The sequence below is a fragment of the Erythrobacter sp. CCH5-A1 genome (assembly GCF_001557115.1).
Classification (GTDB): domain Bacteria; phylum Pseudomonadota; class Alphaproteobacteria; order Sphingomonadales; family Sphingomonadaceae; genus Erythrobacter.
This window is the reverse complement of record NZ_LSKQ01000140.1, coordinates 1-18,087: the sequence shown is the minus strand read 5'-3', so window position 1 is coordinate 18,087 and position 18,087 is coordinate 1. Positions and strand designations below refer to the sequence as shown.

13 protein-coding genes are annotated in these 18,087 nt (G+C 68.7%); 9 read left to right on the top strand and 4 right to left on the bottom strand.

The features are described 5' to 3' along the window. Positions 1 to 80: 80 nt before the first annotated feature. A complete protein-coding gene (locus AX708_RS07470; RefSeq protein WP_066531425.1) occupies positions 81 to 1,037 on the bottom strand; it encodes an NAD(P)-dependent oxidoreductase in 957 nt (318 codons plus the stop codon). Positions 1,038 to 1,228: 191 nt separating this feature from the next. On the opposite strand from AX708_RS07470, the gene ahpC reads away from it, so the two are divergent. The 5 genes from ahpC to AX708_RS07445 all read left to right on the top strand — a co-directional run bounded on the left by ahpC (position 1,229) and on the right by AX708_RS07445 (position 9,395). Beyond that, positions 1,229 to 1,795, top strand: coding sequence for an alkyl hydroperoxide reductase subunit C (gene ahpC, locus AX708_RS07465; RefSeq protein WP_066531424.1), 567 nt, complete (start codon positions 1,229 to 1,231; stop codon positions 1,793 to 1,795). 223 nt (positions 1,796 to 2,018) lie between these two features. Further along, entirely contained in the window at positions 2,019 to 3,608 is a 1,590-nt protein-coding gene (ahpF, locus tag AX708_RS07460) for an alkyl hydroperoxide reductase subunit F (protein ID WP_066531423.1), read from the top strand. A gap of 382 nt (positions 3,609 to 3,990) precedes the next feature. Continuing rightward, positions 3,991 to 6,210 carry a catalase/peroxidase HPI gene (gene katG / locus AX708_RS07455; protein WP_066531422.1) on the top strand — a complete coding sequence of 740 codons (2,220 nt, stop codon included), beginning with the start codon at positions 3,991 to 3,993 and terminating at the stop codon, positions 6,208 to 6,210. 110 nt (positions 6,211 to 6,320) lie between these two features. Further along, positions 6,321 to 8,153 (top strand): gamma-glutamyltransferase, encoded by a 1,833-nt coding sequence (gene ggt / locus AX708_RS07450; protein WP_066531420.1) that lies wholly within the window; start codon positions 6,321 to 6,323, stop codon positions 8,151 to 8,153. A 111-nt stretch (positions 8,154 to 8,264) separates the two neighbouring features. Then, positions 8,265 to 9,395 carry a GNAT family N-acetyltransferase gene (locus AX708_RS07445; protein WP_066531418.1) on the top strand — a complete coding sequence of 377 codons (1,131 nt, stop codon included), beginning with the start codon at positions 8,265 to 8,267 and terminating at the stop codon, positions 9,393 to 9,395. Here AX708_RS07445 and AX708_RS07440 read toward each other — a convergent pair. Continuing rightward, positions 9,392 to 11,371: a DUF4231 domain-containing protein gene (locus AX708_RS07440; protein ID WP_066531416.1), complete on the bottom strand. Its 1,980-nt coding sequence runs from the start codon at positions 11,369 to 11,371 to the stop codon at positions 9,392 to 9,394. The two genes, AX708_RS07445 and AX708_RS07440, sit on opposite strands and share 4 nt — an antisense overlap. A 161-nt stretch (positions 11,372 to 11,532) precedes the next feature. Between AX708_RS07440 and AX708_RS07435 the strand changes: the two genes are divergently transcribed. Beyond that, on the top strand, positions 11,533 to 13,818 hold the full coding sequence (locus AX708_RS07435) for a trypsin-like serine protease (RefSeq protein WP_066531414.1): 2,286 nt from the start codon (positions 11,533 to 11,535) through the stop codon (positions 13,816 to 13,818). A gap of 76 nt (positions 13,819 to 13,894) precedes the next feature. On the opposite strand, the gene AX708_RS07430 is transcribed toward AX708_RS07435, so the two are convergent. Beyond that, entirely contained in the window at positions 13,895 to 14,137 is a 243-nt protein-coding gene (locus tag AX708_RS07430) for a hypothetical protein (protein WP_066531410.1), read from the bottom strand. 48 nt (positions 14,138 to 14,185) lie between these two features. Further along, positions 14,186 to 16,180, bottom strand: a complete 1,995-nt coding sequence (locus AX708_RS07425; protein ID WP_066531409.1) for a TIR domain-containing protein — start codon at positions 16,178 to 16,180, stop codon at positions 14,186 to 14,188. Positions 16,181 to 16,428: 248 nt separating this feature from the next. Between AX708_RS07425 and AX708_RS07420 the strand changes: the two genes are divergently transcribed. The 3 genes from AX708_RS07420 (at position 16,429) to AX708_RS07410 (ending at position 17,928) form a co-directional block, all read left to right on the top strand. After that, positions 16,429 to 17,262: an SPFH domain-containing protein gene (locus tag AX708_RS07420; protein WP_197426194.1), complete on the top strand. Its 834-nt coding sequence runs from the start codon at positions 16,429 to 16,431 to the stop codon at positions 17,260 to 17,262. 7 nt (positions 17,263 to 17,269) lie between these two features. Then, positions 17,270 to 17,482, top strand: coding sequence for an Arc family DNA-binding protein (locus AX708_RS07415; protein ID WP_066531406.1), 213 nt, complete (start codon positions 17,270 to 17,272; stop codon positions 17,480 to 17,482). Positions 17,483 to 17,604: 122 nt separating this feature from the next. After that, entirely contained in the window at positions 17,605 to 17,928 is a 324-nt protein-coding gene (locus AX708_RS07410) for a hypothetical protein (RefSeq protein ID WP_066531404.1), read from the top strand. Positions 17,929 to 18,087: the final 159 nt, after the last annotated feature.

Here is an 18,087-nt window from a genome sequence, read left to right as displayed (position 1 = left end):
TTCGCCAGCGTCGCTGCGGGCGGCCGGTCGGCCTTGCGGCGGCTGCGCGGCCGATCCAGCGCATACCTCCAAGATGACGCCTAACGCTCCAATTCCTTGGGCGGCACGTAGCCGGGATCGTGAGTGAAGGGCATGGCGCGCCCCTCGCGCAAAGCCGCCAGCACCGCCGCGAAGTCGGTCTGGCAGCGGAAGCCGAGGTCGCGCTCGATGGCGGAAGGGTCGTAGACCCGCCCGATGCTCTGCGGCAGCACCCAGCCACGCGCGGCATAGAGCGCGGGCGCCTCGGGGAAGCGTTCGGCGATCAGCGCGGCCGCGTCCGTTTTCAGCCGCGCGGTGTCGGCGCGGGTGAAGGGCGGCGGGGCGCTGACGACATAGATGCCCCAACCCACCCGCGGCGCGGCGTCGAGCGCGGCGAGGTGCGCGGCAGCGCAATCCTCCACGGTCAGGCGGCGGTTCAGGAACTCGTTGGCCTTGAGGTTCTCGCCCGAGGGGACCGCGAGCGTGTCGTCGTCCTCGGGAAAGAAGCGCGCGGTGCGCAACACGATCACCGGCAACCCGTGGAGATCGTGGTACAGCCGGCACAGTTCCTCGGCCGAGCGCTTGGTCACCCCATAGATGTTGCGCGGTGCGAGCGGGCCTGAGCCCTCATCGAGCCACACCGCCGCATCGCCCGCCTCGTTGCGGATCACGCGGGTGATCATCAGCGAGGTGGTGGAGGTGAAGACGAAACGGCCCGCCCCGTGCCGCACCGCCGCCTCGAGCAGATGGAGCGTGCTTGCGACATTCACGTCGACGAAGGCCTGCGCCGGGTAGCGGACGATGTCGGGTTTGTGCAGCGCGCCCGCGTGGACCACCGCCTCGAAGCCGCGTTCGGCGAACAGCCGTTCGATCAGGCCGGCGTCGGCGACGCTTCCCAGCACATCGGTATGCAGCCCCGGCGCGATGTCGAGCCCGGTCACCGAGTGCCCCGCGCTTGCCAGCATCGGCGCAAGGAAGCGCCCGAGCCAGCCTGACGATCCGGTAAGGAGAACCCGCATGGCGCACGCCTACCATCGCGCGCGTCCGGGGCAAGGGCATCAATGAACGGCAAATCCGATTGGTTCCCGTCGCACTCATTGAAAAAACCGATCTTCGCAATCGCAACAATCCGCTTTTGTGCAGCGCAAAATTTCCTATCTGGGCACCGTCAGTTTCTTCCCTCTCAACCCCCGCATAAGGACAGACTCCCATGGGTATCATCGGTTCGACCATCAAGCCGTTCACCGCCACCGCCTTCCAGAAGGGCAAGGACTTCTTCACCGTCACCGACGCGGATCTCGCGGGCAAGTGGTCGGTGTTCTTCTTCTACCCGGCCGACTTCACCTTCGTGTGCCCGACCGAACTGGAAGACATGGGCGAAAAGTACGCCACGCTTCAGGCGATGGGCGTCGAAGTCTATGCCGTCTCGACCGACACGCACTTCAGCCACAAGGCGTGGAGCGACACCTCGGACAAGATCGGCAAGCTGACCTTCCCGTTCCTCGGCGACCAGAACCACGTGCTGTCGAACAACTTCGGCGTGCTGCGTGAAGGCGCCGGCCTTGCCGACCGCGCGACCTTTGTGGTCGATCCGGACGGCGTGATCCAGATCATGGAAATCACCTGCGAGGGCGTGGGCCGCAATGCCAACGAACTGACCCGCAAGATCAAGGCCGCGCAGTATGTGCGCGCCAACCCCGGTCAGGTCTGCCCGGCGGCGTGGGAAGAAGGCAGCGATACGCTGGCTCCCTCGCTCGACCTCGTGGGCAAGATCTGACCTGACGAGACCGGCCGCGCGGGGCTTCTCCCCTCCCCCCTCGGCCCCGCGCCGGTCGTAAAATCCCGATGGCCATTCAAAGAGCCCTCGGGTCGTAGCCGGGACCGGATGTCCCCCGCCCCACCTCCCCCCTTTGCGGGCGGCGGCGGCATCCGGTCCCGCGTTACCCTGACACACGGATCACACAATTCTCGCGCGGACCGTCCCGCGCCCGGAGGACATCATGCTCGACGCCGCCATGCAGGCCCAGCTCAAGACCTATCTCGGCAATCTTCGCGAAGGCATCGAACTGATCGCCTCGCTCGATGACAGCGAGAAGTCGCGCCAGACCCGTGCATTGATCGAGCAGATCGCGTCGCTGCATGACCTCGTCACCGCGCGCTTCGACGGCACCGACGCCCGCAAGCCGAGCTTCGTCATCCGCCGCGCCTCCGACGCCGAGAAGTGGGTCCGCTTTGCGGGCCTGCCGATGGGGCACGAATTCACGTCGCTGGTGCTCGCGCTGCTGTGGGCCGGCGGGCATCCCCCGAAGGTCGATGCCGACCTGATCGAACAGGTCCGCGCGCTCGAGGGCGACTACAATTTCGAGATGTTCTTCTCACTCTCGTGCCACAACTGCCCCGACGTGGTGCAGGCGCTGACGCTGATGGCGCTCGAAAACCCACGCATCACCGCGACCCTGATCGAAGGCGGCACCTTCCAGGAGGAGGTCGAACGCCGCGACATCATGGCGGTCCCTGCGACCTTCCTCAACGGCGAGCCGTTCTACAACGGCAAGATGGAATTGGCCGAGATCCTCGCCAAGCTCGACAAGAACGCCGACGCGAAGCAGGCAGAAAAGCTCGCTGCCAAGGCGCCGTTCGAGGTGCTGGTGGTGGGCGGCGGCCCAGCGGGCGCGGCGGCAGCGGTCTACACCGCGCGCAAGGGTTTTCGGACGGGCATCGCCGCGGAGCGCTTCGGCGGGCAGCTGATGGACACGCTCGGGATCGAGAACCTCCCCGGCACGCCCTACACCGAAGGCCCCAAGCTGACCGACAGCCTGAAGAAGCATGTCGGCGAATACGAGATCGATCTGATGGACCTCGCCCGCGCGGTCGAGCTGCGCGCGGCCAAGGACGTCGGCGGCTATCATGAAGTCGTAATGGCCAATGGCGCCACCCTGCGCGCCCGCTCGCTGATCCTCTCCACCGGCGCGCGCTGGCGCAACCTCGGCGTTCCGGGTGAGGCGGAGTATCGCAACAAGGGCGTCGCCTATTGCCCGCACTGCGATGGTCCGCTGTTCAAGGGCAAGCGCATCGCGGTGATCGGCGGCGGCAATTCGGGCGTCGAGGCGGCGATCGACCTTGCCGGGATCGTCGGCCACGTCACCCTGATCGAGTTCGACGTGAAGCTGCGCGCCGACGAGGTGCTCCAGCGCAAGCTGCGCTCTATGCCGAACGTCGAGATCATCACCAACGGCCAGACCACCGAGATTCTCGGGGAAGACGGCAAGGTGAGCGGCCTCGTGGTCAAGAACCGCGCCAATGGCGACGAGCGCCGCATCGCGCTCGAAGGCGTGTTCGTCCAGATCGGCCTCGTCCCCAACACCGAATGGCTGCGCGAGACCGGCCTCGAACTCAGCAAGTTCGGCGAGATCGTGATCGACGATCACGGCGCGACCTCCATCCCCGGCATCTACGCCGCGGGCGACTGTACCACCGTGCCGCACAAGCAGATCGTGGTGGCGATGGGCGAGGGCGCGAAGGCGGGCCTCGGCGCATTCGACTTCCTGATCCGCAACGAGCCGGTCGAGGAGGTGGCGCAGGCGGCCTAGGCGGCGTCGGCCCGCGTTAGTCATTAAAATATCTTCGGTTAATGTGCTGCTAGTTCAATGATCCAAGCAGTCGATCCATGGTGGGTCGCCTGCTTGAATATCTGTTTGCACTGATCGTGAGACCGCATCGCTGTCCCTATGGGGTGCGGGATTGCGAGAACCACCGCCTGTGCGAGCGCTGCCAGGACGATCGGCAGTACTAGCCGCCGGTCTGGCAGGGCGTGGACGCACCGGTCACGCGAGCGCCTACTGATCGCTCCAATCAATCAAACCCTCCGCATTAATCGATTGGACGCAATATCCTGAAAGCGTCATTCTCTCCCCATAGGCTACGCGGCAGCAACGCGAGTCTGCATTTCGCCATGTCAGAGGAGAGACTATCATGGACGCAAAAACCGGAGAAATGAGCGGGGGTTGCCCGTTCCACGGCAGCATGGAGATGCGCAACCTGCTGGGCCGCACCAACCGCGACTGGTGGCCGCAGGCCTTGCAGGTCGATATCCTGACCGAACAGGGCAAGAGCGCCAATCCCTATGGCGAGGACTTCGACTATGCCGAAGCCTTCAACGCGCTCGACTACAACGCCCTCAAGGCCGATCTGACCGCGCTGATGACCGACAGCCAGCCCTGGTGGCCGGCGGACTATGGCCACTACGGCCCCTTCTTCATCCGCATGGCGTGGCACGCGGCGGGCACCTACCGCACCGGTGACGGGCGCGGCGGCGCGAACAGCGGCCAGCAGCGCTTTGCTCCGCTCAATTCCTGGCCCGACAACGGCAATCTCGACAAGGCCCGCCGCCTGTTGTGGCCGATCAAGCAGAAATACGGCAAGAACATCAGCTGGGCGGACCTCTTCATCCTCACCGGCAATGTCGCGATCGAATCGATGGGCGGCCCGGTGTTCGGCTTCGGCGGCGGCCGCGCCGACGTGTTCGAGCCCGAGTCTGTCTACTGGGGCACCGAGGAGCAGTGGGTCAACGAGGGCGTCCCCACCCGCATCCACCCCAAGGAAGGCCGCGCGCTCGAAAACCCGCTCGCCGCGATCCAGATGGGTCTCATCTACGTCAACCCCGAAGGGCCGCAGGGCAACCCGCATGACCCCGAGGGCATGGCCCGCGACATGCGCGAGACCTTCGCGCGGATGGCGATGAACGACGAGGAAACCGTCGCCCTCACCGCAGGCGGGCACGCTTTCGGCAAGGCACACGGCGCGCACCCCGCCGACACCTTCGGCGGCGCGCCCGAGAGCGAGGACCTGCACCTGATGGGCTTCGGCTGGCTCAACGATGCCGACGAGATCGCTGCGGGCAACATCACCACCTCGGGGATCGAGGGCGCCTGGACGCCCAACCCGACCCAGTGGGGCAACGACTACTTTCGGCTGCTGTTCAAGTATGACTTCGAGCTGGTGAAGTCGCCCGCCGGTGCCCACCAGTGGCAGCCGATCAACCCCGATCCCGAGGACATGGCCCCCGACGCGCGCGACCCGTCGAAGAAGGTGCCGACGATGATGACCACCGCCGACATGGCGCTCAAGAACGACCCGGAATATCGCAAGATTTCCGAGCGGTTCCTGAACGATCAGGCGGCGCTCGACGATGCCTTCGCCCGCGCATGGTTCAAACTGTGCCACCGCGACATGGGGCCCAAGATCCGCTACCTCGGGCCGGAAGTGCCGGAAGAGACGCTGATCTGGCAGGACCCGGTTCCGGCCGGCACGACGCCTTCGGACGCCGAAGTCGCGCGCTTCAAGGACGCGATCCTGAACTCCGGCCTTTCGGTCCGCGAACTGGTCAAGGCGGCCTGGGCCTCGGCCTCGACCTACCGCAACTCCGACCACCGCGGCGGGGCCAACGGCGCGCGCATCCGGCTCGAGCCGCAGCGTTCGTGGGCGGTCAATGACCCGGCGGAACTCGCCAAGGTGCTGGACACCATCGAAGCGCATCGCGGCAGCCTCAGCATGGCCGACGCGATCGTGCTGGCGGGCTCGGCGGCGGTCGAGAAGGCGGCGAAGGACGCAGGCTTCGACGTGACCGTGCCCTTCATGGGCGGGCGCGGCGATGCGACCGAAGAGCACACCGACGCGGCGAGCTTCGAACCGCTCGAGCCCTTCGCCGATGGCTTCCGCAACTACCTCAAGACCAAGGCGCAGGTCCGCACCGAGGAGATGCTGATCGACCGGGCGCATCTGCTCGGCCTGTCGGTGCCCGAGATGACCGTGCTGGTCGGCGGGATGCGGGCGCTGGGCGCGGTGAGCGATCACGCGCACCACGGCCACCGCATCGGCGTGCTGACAGAAACCCCCGGCAAGCTCACGCCCGACTTCTTCCGCAACCTGCTCGACATGGGGACCAAGTGGTCGCCGGTCGATGACAGCGGCGACGAGGAATATGTCGGCGTCGACCGCGCGACCGGCGAGGAAAAGTGGCGCGCGACCCGCACCGATCTCGTCTTCGGCTCGAACTCGATCCTGCGCGCGCAGGCCGAGGTCTATGCCGAGAGCGGGAACGAGGGCAAGTTCGTGTGCGACTTCATCTCGGCCTGGACCAAGGTGATGAACGCGGACCGCTTCGATGTGACTTGGGCCAAGTATCACGCCTGAGCGTTGAACCGCTGATGCAGAAAGGGGCCTCCGGTGGCGAAACCGGGGGCCTTTTTCGTGGGTTCTCGCTTGATGCTTGATCGGCGGGACGACCCGCCTAGGGTGTGCCCATGCGCAAACTTGGCCCACTGCTCCTCGCCGCCTCTGCCCTCATCGCCGCGCCGCTGGCCGCGCAGCAGGCGCCCGCCCACACCGGCACCACGCCCGAGGCGACCAAGGGCATCGGTCCCGGCACGCGGCCGGTGGGGGCGGCGTGGAGCCGCAGCCCGGTGGTCGCCCCGCACGGCATGGCCGCGACCGCCCATCCGCTGGCAACCCAGATCGCGCTCGATATTCTCAAGGCAGGCGGCAGCGCGGTCGATGCCGCCATCGCCGCCAACGCGGCCCTCGGACTGATGGAGCCGACCGGCAACGGCATCGGCGGCGATCTCTTCGCGATCATCTGGGATCCCTCGAGCGGCGATTTCGTGGGACTCAACGGCTCAGGCCGCTCGCCCGCTGGTCAGACGCTGGAACAACTCAAGGCCAAGCTCCCGGATGGTGCGCCCGGCATTCCGCCGGTCGGCCCGCTCCCCGTCACCGTCCCCGGCACGGTCGATGCATGGTTCGAAATGCACGCGCGCTACGGCAGGCTGCCGATGGAGCAGGTGCTCGCCCCCGCGATCCGCTATGCCCGCGAGGGCCACCCCGTCGCGCCGGTGATCGCGATGTATTTCGATCGCAATCTCAATACCTTCGAGCGGTTGCAGAAGCTCGTTCCGTTCGATCTCGCCAACGCTCGGGCGACGTACTTCAAGAATGGCCGTGCGCCCAAGGCGGGCGAGATGTTCCGCAACCCCGATCTGGCGCGCACGCTCGAAGCCATCGCTGCCGGCGGGCGCGATGCATTCTACGAGGGCGCGCTCGCCAAGGTGATGGTCGACTACCTCCAGCGCCAGGGCAGCGCCTTCACTCTCGCCGATTTTGCCGCGCATCGCAGCGAATGGGTGGATGTCGCCTGCGTGACCTATCGCAAGGGTTACGAGCTGTGCGAGCTGCCGCCCAATTCGCAAGGGTTCGCGGCGCTCCAGATGGTCAACATCCTGAAGAACGTCGACCTCGCCCAGTGGGAGCGCGGGAGCGCCGAGGTGCTGCACTACATCACCGAAGCCAAGCGCCTCGCCTTCGAGGATGCGGCGCGCTATTATGCCGACCCGGCCTTCGCGAAGACCCCGGCGGAGCTGCTCACCGATGAATACGGCAAGCAGCGCTTCGCCCTGATCGACCCGGCCAAGGCCACCCCGGCCTTCACCCCCGGCGCGCTGATCGCTCCCAAGCTGGAGGGCGAAGGCGACACCACCTACATGACCGTCGCCGACAGGAACGGGATGATGGTCAGCCTGATCCAGAGCAACTATCGCGGCATGGGTGCGGGGCTGGTGCCAGACGGGCTCGGCTTCATGTTCCAGGACCGCGGCGAGCTCTACAGCCTCGATCCCGCGCACCCCAATGCCTATGCCCCGGCCAAGCGCCCGTTCCAGACGATAATCCCGGCCTTCATCAGGAAGGACGGCAAGCCCTGGGCGAGCTTCGGGCTGATGGGAGGCGGGATGCAGCCGCAGGGGCATGTGCAGGTGCTGGTCAACCTCATCGACTACGGCATGAACCTGCAGGAAGCGGGCGACGCAGCGCGGCTCCACCACGACGGTGGGCGCCAGCCGACCGATGCGCTGGCAGGAAGCCTCGCCGATACCGCGCCCATCGACATGCTCGGCGTGTTGCAGGTCGAACCCGGCATCCCCGCCGCCACGGTCGAGGCGCTGCGGGCGATGGGTCACAAGGTCGAGGTCGAAAACACCGGCATCCCCTTCGGCGGCTATCAGGCGATCACCCGCGATCCGGCGACGGGCGTCTACACGGGCGCGACCGAAATGCGCAAGGACGGGCAGGCGAGCGGCTATTGACCCCTCGCCCGCATGCCAGCATGGCTAAGGCCCAGCGTTAACCGGCCTTTCACCCGCTTCTCTGTAAAGCCCTGAAATATCGAGCAGGGTTTCTCGCACAGGGCCGCAATCATGTCGCTGATCGACCCCATCTCGGTGCCGCCCGAAGGGCTGCGCGCTGGGCGCGTGGCAGCGGGCGGGCACCCTGATTTCACCCCCTTGGCGGGGGACGACCGGCTGTGCGCGGAGCTCCTCCACGCGGGCCAGCTCACCTTGTCCGAGCATCAATGCTGGGCGGAGCTGAGCGCCAAGGCCGCACCCGGCAACATCTTCGCCGCCGACTGGCTGATGGCCCCCGCGCTGGCGCTCGCCGGCGAGGGTCTGCGGCTGGCGACCGCCTGCGATGCGGCGGGCGCGTGGCTCGGCGTGCTGCCGCTCGGCCTCGGCCGGCGCGGCGCCTTGCCGGTGCTGCGCAGCTGGCAGAACCCCGCGGCGGGGATCGGCACCCCGCTGCTGCGGCCCGGCGCCGAGCGGGCCTTCTGGGCGGCGCTGCTCGCCCGGCTCGATCGCCGGCCAGGCCTTGCCGCGGGGCTGATCCTGCAGGACCTGCCGCTCGACGATCCCGCGACCTTCGCGCTCGCCAGCCTATGCGCCGAGCAGGGCCGCTTCCTCGCGCCCGGCACCAGCATCATCCGCCGCGCGCGGATTGCCGGCCAGCCGGGCGATCCGCGCGCGGTGGCCGTGTTCGAGAAGCGGCTCGCAAGCCTCGAGGCGCGGCTCGCCGAGCATAGCGGGCCGGTGCGCCTGGCGCTGCACAGCCGGGCGGGCGATTGCGAACCGTGGCTTGCGGCCTTTCTCGCGCTCGAACGCGGGGCCGGGATCGTGCGGCCCGCCCCCGAACTCCTGCGCGCCGCGATCCGCGAAGGCCACCGCCGCGGGGCCGTGCGGCTGGTGAGCCTCAGCGCGGGCGAGACCATCGTCGCCATGTCCGCCTGGCTGGTCGCCGAGCGGCGCGGCTATGGCCTGGCGAGCGCGCATGATGCCCGCCTTGCCGCCTTTGCCCCGCACCGCCTGCTGGTGCGCCGGGTGACCGAGCTTGCCGCGCTCGAAGGCCTGACCCGCTTCGATGTGGGCGCGGGTTGCAATCCCGGCGCCGACATCCTGTGGCCCGCCGCACGCGAGGTTGCCTCCTTCGCCATCGCCATCGGCGGCCGGGCCCGCCGCGGGCTGTTCGCAAGGGCGATGCGCGCCAGCCGCGCCTAGGCGGGCAGCGCGAGGTGCTTGGCGCCGAACACCGCCTGCCAGCTCGCGATCTCCTCGACCACGGCCTCATCGAGCGTATGAATCAGGTCGGCGACCGCCGCATAGGTGATGCGGCTGTCCGCCCCTGACAGCAGCAGGCCGATCCGCTCCTCGATCGCGCCGAGCTTTTCCGCCGCCACCCGGGAGATTGCGCCGAAGCGTTCGAAATCGCCGAAATAGCGGATGCCCGAAAGGTTCGCGCCCAAGGTCGGGAAAGCCACGCCCGCGAAGGTGAAGAACGGCGACAGATCGCTTGCAAGGTGCTTGGGCACCCAGCCCGCGACGCCCGCGCCCTTGAGCACGAGATAGGCCAGCACCGAGGCGACCGCGAGGGCGAAGCAGGTCTCGGCCGCCTTGTCGAGCCGGTGGTGGACGGTCTCCAGCTTGTGCGCCTTGGCGATGTGGTAGGTCCGCTGCCCGGTCACGTGCGGCAGCACTGCGCCAGCAAGGCCGCTGCGCAGATAGCCGCGCGTCACCGCGACCTGCGGCAGGCCGACGGCGCGCAGTGCGTGGCGGGAGAAATGCTCGGGCCAGCGCGCCGCGCCGCCGCCTCTCGGCCAGCGCCCGGTCGGCCGCACCACGCCGAGCAGCAGCAGCGCGGGCGCATGGCGCAGATATTCCGCCACGCGCCGAGTCGCGAACCAGCGCCGGTGCCAGCCGAACCGCGATCCTGCCGCGGTCATCGCCAGAATGCCGCCCAAGAGCAGCAGTTCGACAAGGGCGAACACCCATTTGTAATCGGCCATACCCGAAGGCAGGAACAGGATGCCGACCATAACCGCGAGCGTCGCCAGCACGAAGTTCACGCACATGCCGCTGCGATAGGCATCGGCGAGCCGATTGGCGACACCGTCCGCCCAGGCGAACATCGGCATCACGTCCTCGGCGAGTTGCCGGGTGACGGCGGGATCTGCCCCCGGCATCGCGCGGGCCGCCGCGATCATGCCCGCCCCGCTGCCGGCGGCGATGGCGTCGGGCGCTTCATAGGTGGCCTTCAGCGAGCCGAACCACCCGCCGCCGCCGCCGAACACCCGCTCGATCCGGCGGTAGAGGCCGAAAGCGCGGCTCGATCGCGGACGCCAGCGTTCGCGTGCCAGCAGATCGGGGCTCCAGCCCTCCACCACCACGGCAGCGCGGATGATCGCCTCGAGACGGTCCTGGTCCGGCGCGGCATCGGCCGGAGCGCTCAGGCCCAATTCCTCGGGACGGCTGAGGATGCGCCAGGTGTCGGGCCGCGCGGGATCGATCAGCAACACCGGCGCGCCGAGCTTCAGGGCCTCGGCAACCGTGTGGCCGGTGCCGCCGGGGAGGTTGGGGACCTTGCCGTCCCACACGGCGATGACAAGATCGGTGTGCTCGATCATCACCCGCCCGGCCAGCGCGACATTGTCCGATGCCAGTGCCTCGAAGGCGCGCGCGGCAGCGCGATCCTCGGGGGCGGCAAGGTGTGCGCGCCACAGCGCCTCGATCTCGGCGTCGCGGTCGGCGAGCGCAAACAGCCTTGCGCGGGCGGTGATCGCGCGGATCGCGGCGGCCTTGGCTTCGACTGCGGGATCGGCCGCGGGCCGCCCTCCGAGCAGCGCGTCGACATCGGCGAGGGTTTCGGGGTGGGCATTGATCGCGCCGTTGAGCGCAGGCCCGAAAGGCAGCGGCACCGCAAGGTCCCAGCCGCGCGCCAGGGCAAGCTCGCCTGCGACCTGATCGGTGCCGTCGACCAGCAGGCTGTGCAGCCGCACCTGCCCGCGCGTTCCCGGAAGGCTGGCGCAGATCGCATCGATCCGGTCGAACAGCGCCTCGAGCGCGGTGGCGATCGCGGCGGCGTGGGCGGAATAGGCGGGGTTGGTGGCGCGGTGGCCGGTTATGCCGAGCGCGAGGTGCGGCTGCCAGCTGGCACGGACCGGGTCAGGCAGGCTGGTGGCTGGCATCGAGACGAACATGCTCCCCCTCGCCCCGCCGCAAAGCTCCGGGGCGTCCTCCCGTGCTTAATCGCACCCCGCGTCCGCTTACAAGCGCGAAGCGCAAGGGCGCTGACGGTTTGACGCGGGACAGCGGGAAGCGCATAAATCACACGAGGTTGCGCGAGGGGGAGAGCGGAACGATGCGCGGCAAGGTGGTGGTCCGGCTCGCGGTCATGCTCGCAGCGATGGTGGCAGATCTGCCGCTTGCCGCACAGGACGGGGTCAACGCTGCCCCGGCCGACCTCCGGCAATCCTATCCCGGCGATGACGGGAGGGCGGATTACCCCCGGTTCGTCGGCCGCTACGGGGCGGCACTGGCCGAACCCGACTACGATCCGCCCTCCGCCGAGGCTGCGTGCAAGACCGGCGTGATCGCCGCGTGCACCGACCTTGCGGTCTCCTATCGCTGGGGCGAGGCGCGGGTGGAGCGCAATCGCCCGGTCGCCGAGGTGATCCTGCGCAAGGCGTGCAATGCGTCCGATGCGAGGGGCTGCGCGGTGCTGGGCGACTTGCTCGGCACCCACAATGATTCCGCCCGCCGGGCCGAAGCGCCGGCGCTGTTCGCACGCGCCTGCACGCTGGGACTTGCCGCCGCGTGCGAGGGCGCCGCACCCGCGGAACCCGCGGCGTTCGAGGCCCGCTACCGCGCCGCATGCGACACCGGCGGCACCCCGGCCTGCCGCGCGCTCGCCGGGCTGCTGACGGCCGAGACCCGCAGTGCGCGTGATCGCAGCGAAGCACTCGCCCTGCTCGACCGGCTGTGCCGCGCGGGCGATCCTGCCTCGTGCAACAATGCTGAGACCTATTGGAGGAAGCAAGCCACGGGTGACGCCGGGCAGCGCGCCCGCGAATACGCCGCGCTCGGCTGCGAGGCGGGCGGCTCCGAGGACTGCACCCGACTCGGCAATGCGGCACTCGGCCAAGGGGCTGCGGCACGCCCCGCCGCCCTCGCCTGGTTCGAGAAGGCATGCCGGCGCGACGCATCCGCCTGCGCAAGCGCCGAGGATGTCCGTAATGAACCCGCCCTCGCGGCGCGCTGCGGGAGCGGCGATCAGGTCGGGTGCCTCGGTCTCGGCCTGATTCTTGCGCGCAGCAATACCGATTTGCGCGACGAAGCGCGCGGCGCGGCGCTGCTGGCCACCGCCTGCGAGGCGGGGACGCCTGGTGCCTGCCATCCGGCGGGCGAGGTCTTCCTCTACGGCCGCGGCGAGCCCGATCGCGGCGTGGCCGCGGCGCGGGCCGATGGACTGCTGGCGCGCGGCTGCAAGGCCGGCGAGGCGGCCTCGTGCGAGACGCTCGCCGACCAGTTGGCCACAGGCTATGTCCTCCCGCAGGACACGGGCCGCGCCGCCGGTCTCTATGTCGACCTGTGCGATGCGGACCGGCAGGCCGCGTGCGAATGGCTCGTCAGGCAGAACCATCCCGCGGCCCCGCTCCCGCCCGCCGTGGGCATGACCCCGCCGGACATGACCGACGAGGAGATCGCCGAAGCCGCGCGTCTCGCCGCCGAGGAGCGCGCCAGCGCGGCGCGCGCCGCCCCGGTGCGGCAATGCTCTTCCAATGCGGTGATCTGGGAAGGCATCACCTATGAGGATCGCCTGTGCCGACCCGTTCTGCGCTCGATCGGCGGGTTCACGGTCAACCGGGTCGAGCTGGCCCCGTTCCAGGCGCTGCTGTGGCGTCCGGCGGTGCTGGGCCGCCAGCAGGTCGGCATCCGGGAGGCGTGCGGGGGATCGGTGGTCGCGACCGGCTGGATCATGACCGCCGCGCATTGCACCTTCGATCAGGGCTTCAGGATCGAGGAACACGATTACCGCATCCGCCTCGGCGTGATCGAGCCCGCCGCGAACGAAGGCAACACCTATCCGATCGTCAGGGTGATCCGGCACCCGGACTTCTCGCCCGCGACGTATCAGTTCGACGTCGCGCTGGTCCAATACGATCCCAAGCGCGGCACCAAGGGCGATTTCGCCTTCGGCGCGCGGCGCATCGCGGTCGATACGCGCACGCTGGAGCAGCGGCCGGTCCGCCCGGCCGCGCCGGTCTTCGCCTTCGGCTGGGGACGCCAGTCGCTCAGTGATCCGACCCCGGCCAAGGTCCTCCAGGGGGTCAAGCTGCAGCTGGAGGATGCCGCGGCCTGCACCGCGCGCACGGCCTATCGCGACTGGCGCAGGGATTCGGTGCTGTGTGCGATGGGCGCGAACCGCGAACAGGCCTGCACCGGCGACAGCGGCGGGCCGCTCGTCACCTACGAGGACCAGCGCGGCGTGCCGACCCTGATCGGCGTGGTGAGCAGCGGGGAGAAGTGCAGTACGACCGGAGTTCCCAGCCGTTACATCCGCATCGGGCACCCGCGGGTGCAGCAGTGGCTGGAGGACAATCTGCCGGGCTTCAAGGCCGGCGCCGCGGCGAACCGGTCGCGGTGACCGCCACAGGAAAAGCCCCGCGCGGGAAGGCAGCCCTCAGGCCGCCCGCCCGCACGGGGCTTCAATTCACGCTAGGTTATTCGGCCGTCGCGCCCGGCGCGGACTTGCCCGGACCGATCGGGTTGCCGGTGCCTTCCTGACCTTCGGCGGCAGCGGCCGCTTCGTCGGTCGCTTCGGCGGCCGGGGTCTCGGTGACTTCAGGCATCATCATTTCCTCGGCGGTCGGCTCGGCCGCGGGGGCCTCTTCCTTCTGGCCACCGCAGGCCGACAGCGCCAGCGCCGCCCCGGCGGCAACCGCGAACGTCATGATCTTCTTCATTTCGCTTTTCCCCTCATCAAGCCCCCTGTTCCGGGCGAAGATTTGCTATCACGACCCGAGCCGCGAAAGCAAATCCTTGAACCGGGCCTCGGCGCGCAGCGGATCGAGCATGGGATCGTTGCCGGTCCACAGCAATCCCGGATCGCGCGCGGCATAGGCCTTCTCGAGCAGCGCGAGCGCAACCGGCGGTGCGGCGCGCTGGGCCTGCACCTGCGCCTGCTGGTAGAGACCGGCATCGCCGTAATCGGCGACTAGCCGGGCGAACGCGGCATCGGCCGCCGCCGCATCGCCGAGCCGGGCGTGCGCAATCGCGCGCGCCGTCAGCTGGAAGATCGGCACCCGCTCGACCTTTGCGGCAAGCAGCGCGGCCGCCGCATCGCCTTGCATCAGCCGGGCGATGGCGATGGCGAACTGCGCGCTCGCAAGGCTCGGATTGAGCGCGAGGGCCCGCTCCATGTGCTCGATCACCGCCGCATAATCGCGCCCGAACAGCGCGATATTGCCGGCCGAGCGGAAAGCGCGGGCATTGAGCGGGTCGCGCTCCAGCACCTCGCCGATCATCTGCCGGGCCCGCTCGCGCTCGGCCGCCTGCCCGGTCCCGTAGGAATAGAAGGTCGCAACGGCCCGCAGGCCGTCGGCATCGCCCGCGGCCAGCTTCTCGGCGGCCTGGTAATGCGGCAAGGCGGCGCGGCGGTTCAACTGCCCGTTGCTGAGGACGAAGCCGAGCGCGATGTGCCCCTGCGCCAGCCGGGGCTCGAGCGCGATGGCCTGCTCGGCAGCGCCGGTCGCCTGGTCATAGAGCGCGCGCACCTCGGCCTGATCGGTCGCCGCATTGGCAATGCCCGACAGCATCGTCGCCCGCATCGCATGGGCGGCGGCATACCTGGCATCGAGCGCGATCGCGGCGTCGAATTGTGCAAGCGCCGCGCGGTCGGTCTCTTCGCCTGCTCCGAGGTCATAGAGCGCAAAGCCGCGCAGGAAGGCCTCGTAGGCGGCGACCGACTGGGTGCCGCCAATGTCCTTCTGTGCGGCAGCGGCCTGCGCCGCCTCGCGGTTGGTGGCGATCTCGGCGACTAGCGACAGGGCGACCGTCTCGGCGATTTCCGATTGCACCGCGAAGACATCCTCGAGCGCGCGGTCATAGGTTTCCGCCCAGCGCACGAGGCCGCCCTCGACCGCGACCAGTTCGGCGGTCACGCGCACCCGCGCCGTGTCGCGCTGGACGCTGCCGCGCAGGATGCTGCCGACCCCGAGCTTGCGCCCGATCTCGAAATCGTCCGCCCCCGCGATCGCGCTCGAGGAGGTGGGCGCTGCGACCTTGAGGCGCGGGTTGCGCGACAGGATGGTGCGCAGCTCGCGCGCGAGGCCGTCGGAGAAGAACTTCTTGTCCGGGTCGCCCGTTTCGTTGGCGAAGGGGAGCACCACCATCGAGATCGCCGCCGAGGCGGGGCTGCCGAACAGGCCGGTTTGCCACGCGCCGATCCCGCCCCCGACCGCCGCAAGGCCGATCCCGCCCAGCACCAGCGTGCGGCGAGAGAGCGCGGGGCTCGGCGCCGTGGGAGCCGCAGGAGGCAGCGGGGCCGGCGGCTGTCCGGCTGGGATGGCCGGCGCGCCCGGTTCGCCGCCCAGCCGCGCGCGCACCGCCACGAGTATGCGCGCTGCCTCGGCACTCTCGGCGCGGCCATCCCAGCCGCTGATGTCGAGCAGCTGGAACTGGCGGAAACCGAGCGGTGCCATTGTTCCGTCGATGGTCAGCGGCACCAGGCATCCGCGCTCGCGCCCGCGCTGGGCCTCGTCGCGCACCCAGTGCGAGGCCACCGACGTGGCCGACCACAGCACCACCACGCAGGCGGCATTCTCGAGCGCGGCTTCGGTGGTCTGGAGATAGTTCTCGCCGCCCTCCAGCCGTCCGTCCCACCACACCTCGAACCCGGATCCTTCGAGCAGGTCGATCACCGGTCGCGCGCGCTCCAGATCCTTGCGCGAATAGCTGACGAACAGCAGCGGGTGCGTGCCCGGAGCCGTGTTGTCGCCGCTATCCATCGCACCCCCCTTTCGCGCGCCAGGCCTGCCCGATGCACGTGCTACAGCCAAACCGCCCCGCGCGCCAAGCGGCGATGCAAGGCCCGCTGGTGAGGGAGCGCACGAAATCGGCTTGACGAATCTGATCCACGATATAAAAGTGATATCACAATTATATCGGGAAATGGAGATTCGTCATGTCCTCTGCTGATACCCCCGCCTTGAACCGCAGCCGCGAATATCCGGCCGCGACCCAGAGCGGCTATGCGATGCTGCTGCTCAGCCTCGCACTCGCCGCGGTGGCCGTTTGGTTGTTCCTCACCGCAGTGGGCGGTGAAGGCCCGCCGCACGGCATGTACCTGATCGGCGCAGGCGTGGCGGGCTTCTTCAGCCTGTTCTGCCTGACCGGCTTCTACATGATCAACCCCAACGAGGCCGCCGCGATCCAGCTGTTCGGCGCCTACAAGGGCACCGACCGCAACGAGGGCCTGCGCTGGGTGCTGCCGTGGCTCGCGCGCAAGAAGATCGCGGTGCGCGCCAACAATGTCATCAGCGAGAAGATCAAGGTCAACGACGCGCGCGGCAACCCGATCGAGATGGCCGCTCAGGTCGTGTGGCGCGTCACCGACACCGCGCAGGCGCTGTTCGATGTCGACGACTATCGCGAATTCGTCACCGCGCAGATGGAAGCGGCGGTCCGCGCGATCGGCTCGCGCTACCCTTACGACGATATCGAGCATCTCGAGATCACGCTGCGCGGCAATCACGAGGAAGTCGGCGCCGAGCTGCGCATGGCGCTGATCGAGCGGCTCCAGGTGGCCGGGATCACGGTCGATGAATGCGGGCTCACCCACCTCGCCTATGCTCCCGAGATCGCCGGCGCGATGCTGCGCCGCCAGCAGGCCGAAGCGGTGATCGCCGCGCGCGCCAAGCTGGTCGAGGGCGCGGTGACGATGGTCGAGCTGGCGCTCACCCAGCTTTCGGAGAAGGATGTCGTCCAGCTCGATGACGAGCGCAAGGCGGCGATGGTCTCGAACCTGATGGTGGTGCTGTGCTCCGAACGCGACACCACGCCGGTGGTCAATGCAGGGTCGCTCTACTGACCGGGTCATGGCCGAGAAGAAAGCCTTTCCCCTGCGCCTCGATCCGGCGCTTCACGATGCGGTCCAGCGGCTCGCCGATGCCGAGCTGCGCAGCGTGAACGCCGAGATCGAGGTGCTGCTGCGCGAGGCGCTGGCACGGCGCGGGATCAAGGTGGCCCGCGCCCAGCCTGCGCGGCGTGGGCGCCCGCCCTCGGCCTCCGCCCCTGGGGAAACTACGTAGCGAAGGAAAACCTTTTATATTTCGCAAGTTGCGCACGCCCTCGCGCCCTGCCCTTGTTGCTTAACAGCGCAAGATTCTGTAACGGTAGTGTCAATCAAGAGGCATGGTCGCAGGACAAAGAGATGCGTGACAAGGAAAAGCCCTTTGTCATGTACCGGCGTGGATCGGGCAGTTTCACCATCGTGCCGCGGGGCATAGCGGGATGGTCGCAGTTCGCCGTTGGGCTGGCGGTTCTTGGACCGCTGGTGGTGTGGTTCGCTCGCCATGTCGAAGCGAAACCGGCAGGCGCCGATTTCTATTTCGGTGTCTTTCTTTTCTGTGCGGGGGTTCTCGCGTGGCTCATCGCCGGTCTGTGGTGGATGATACCGCGCGCGAAAATCGTTGACGTCGTCACCCTCAAGCGCGACCGCGAGATGGCTGAACGCAAGCGGCAGCGCCAGCAATAGGAACACCGCCGCGCACGGGCCGTTTGGCGAGAATGGCCGCGCCCTCCATCCGCCGAACCGCCTGTCTGCCTCTTGCTGCCGTGCTGATCGCGGCAGCAGCGGGAGGTCTTGCGGCGCAAGACAGCCGAGCGCAGACCCCTGCCACGCCCACCCCTGCCC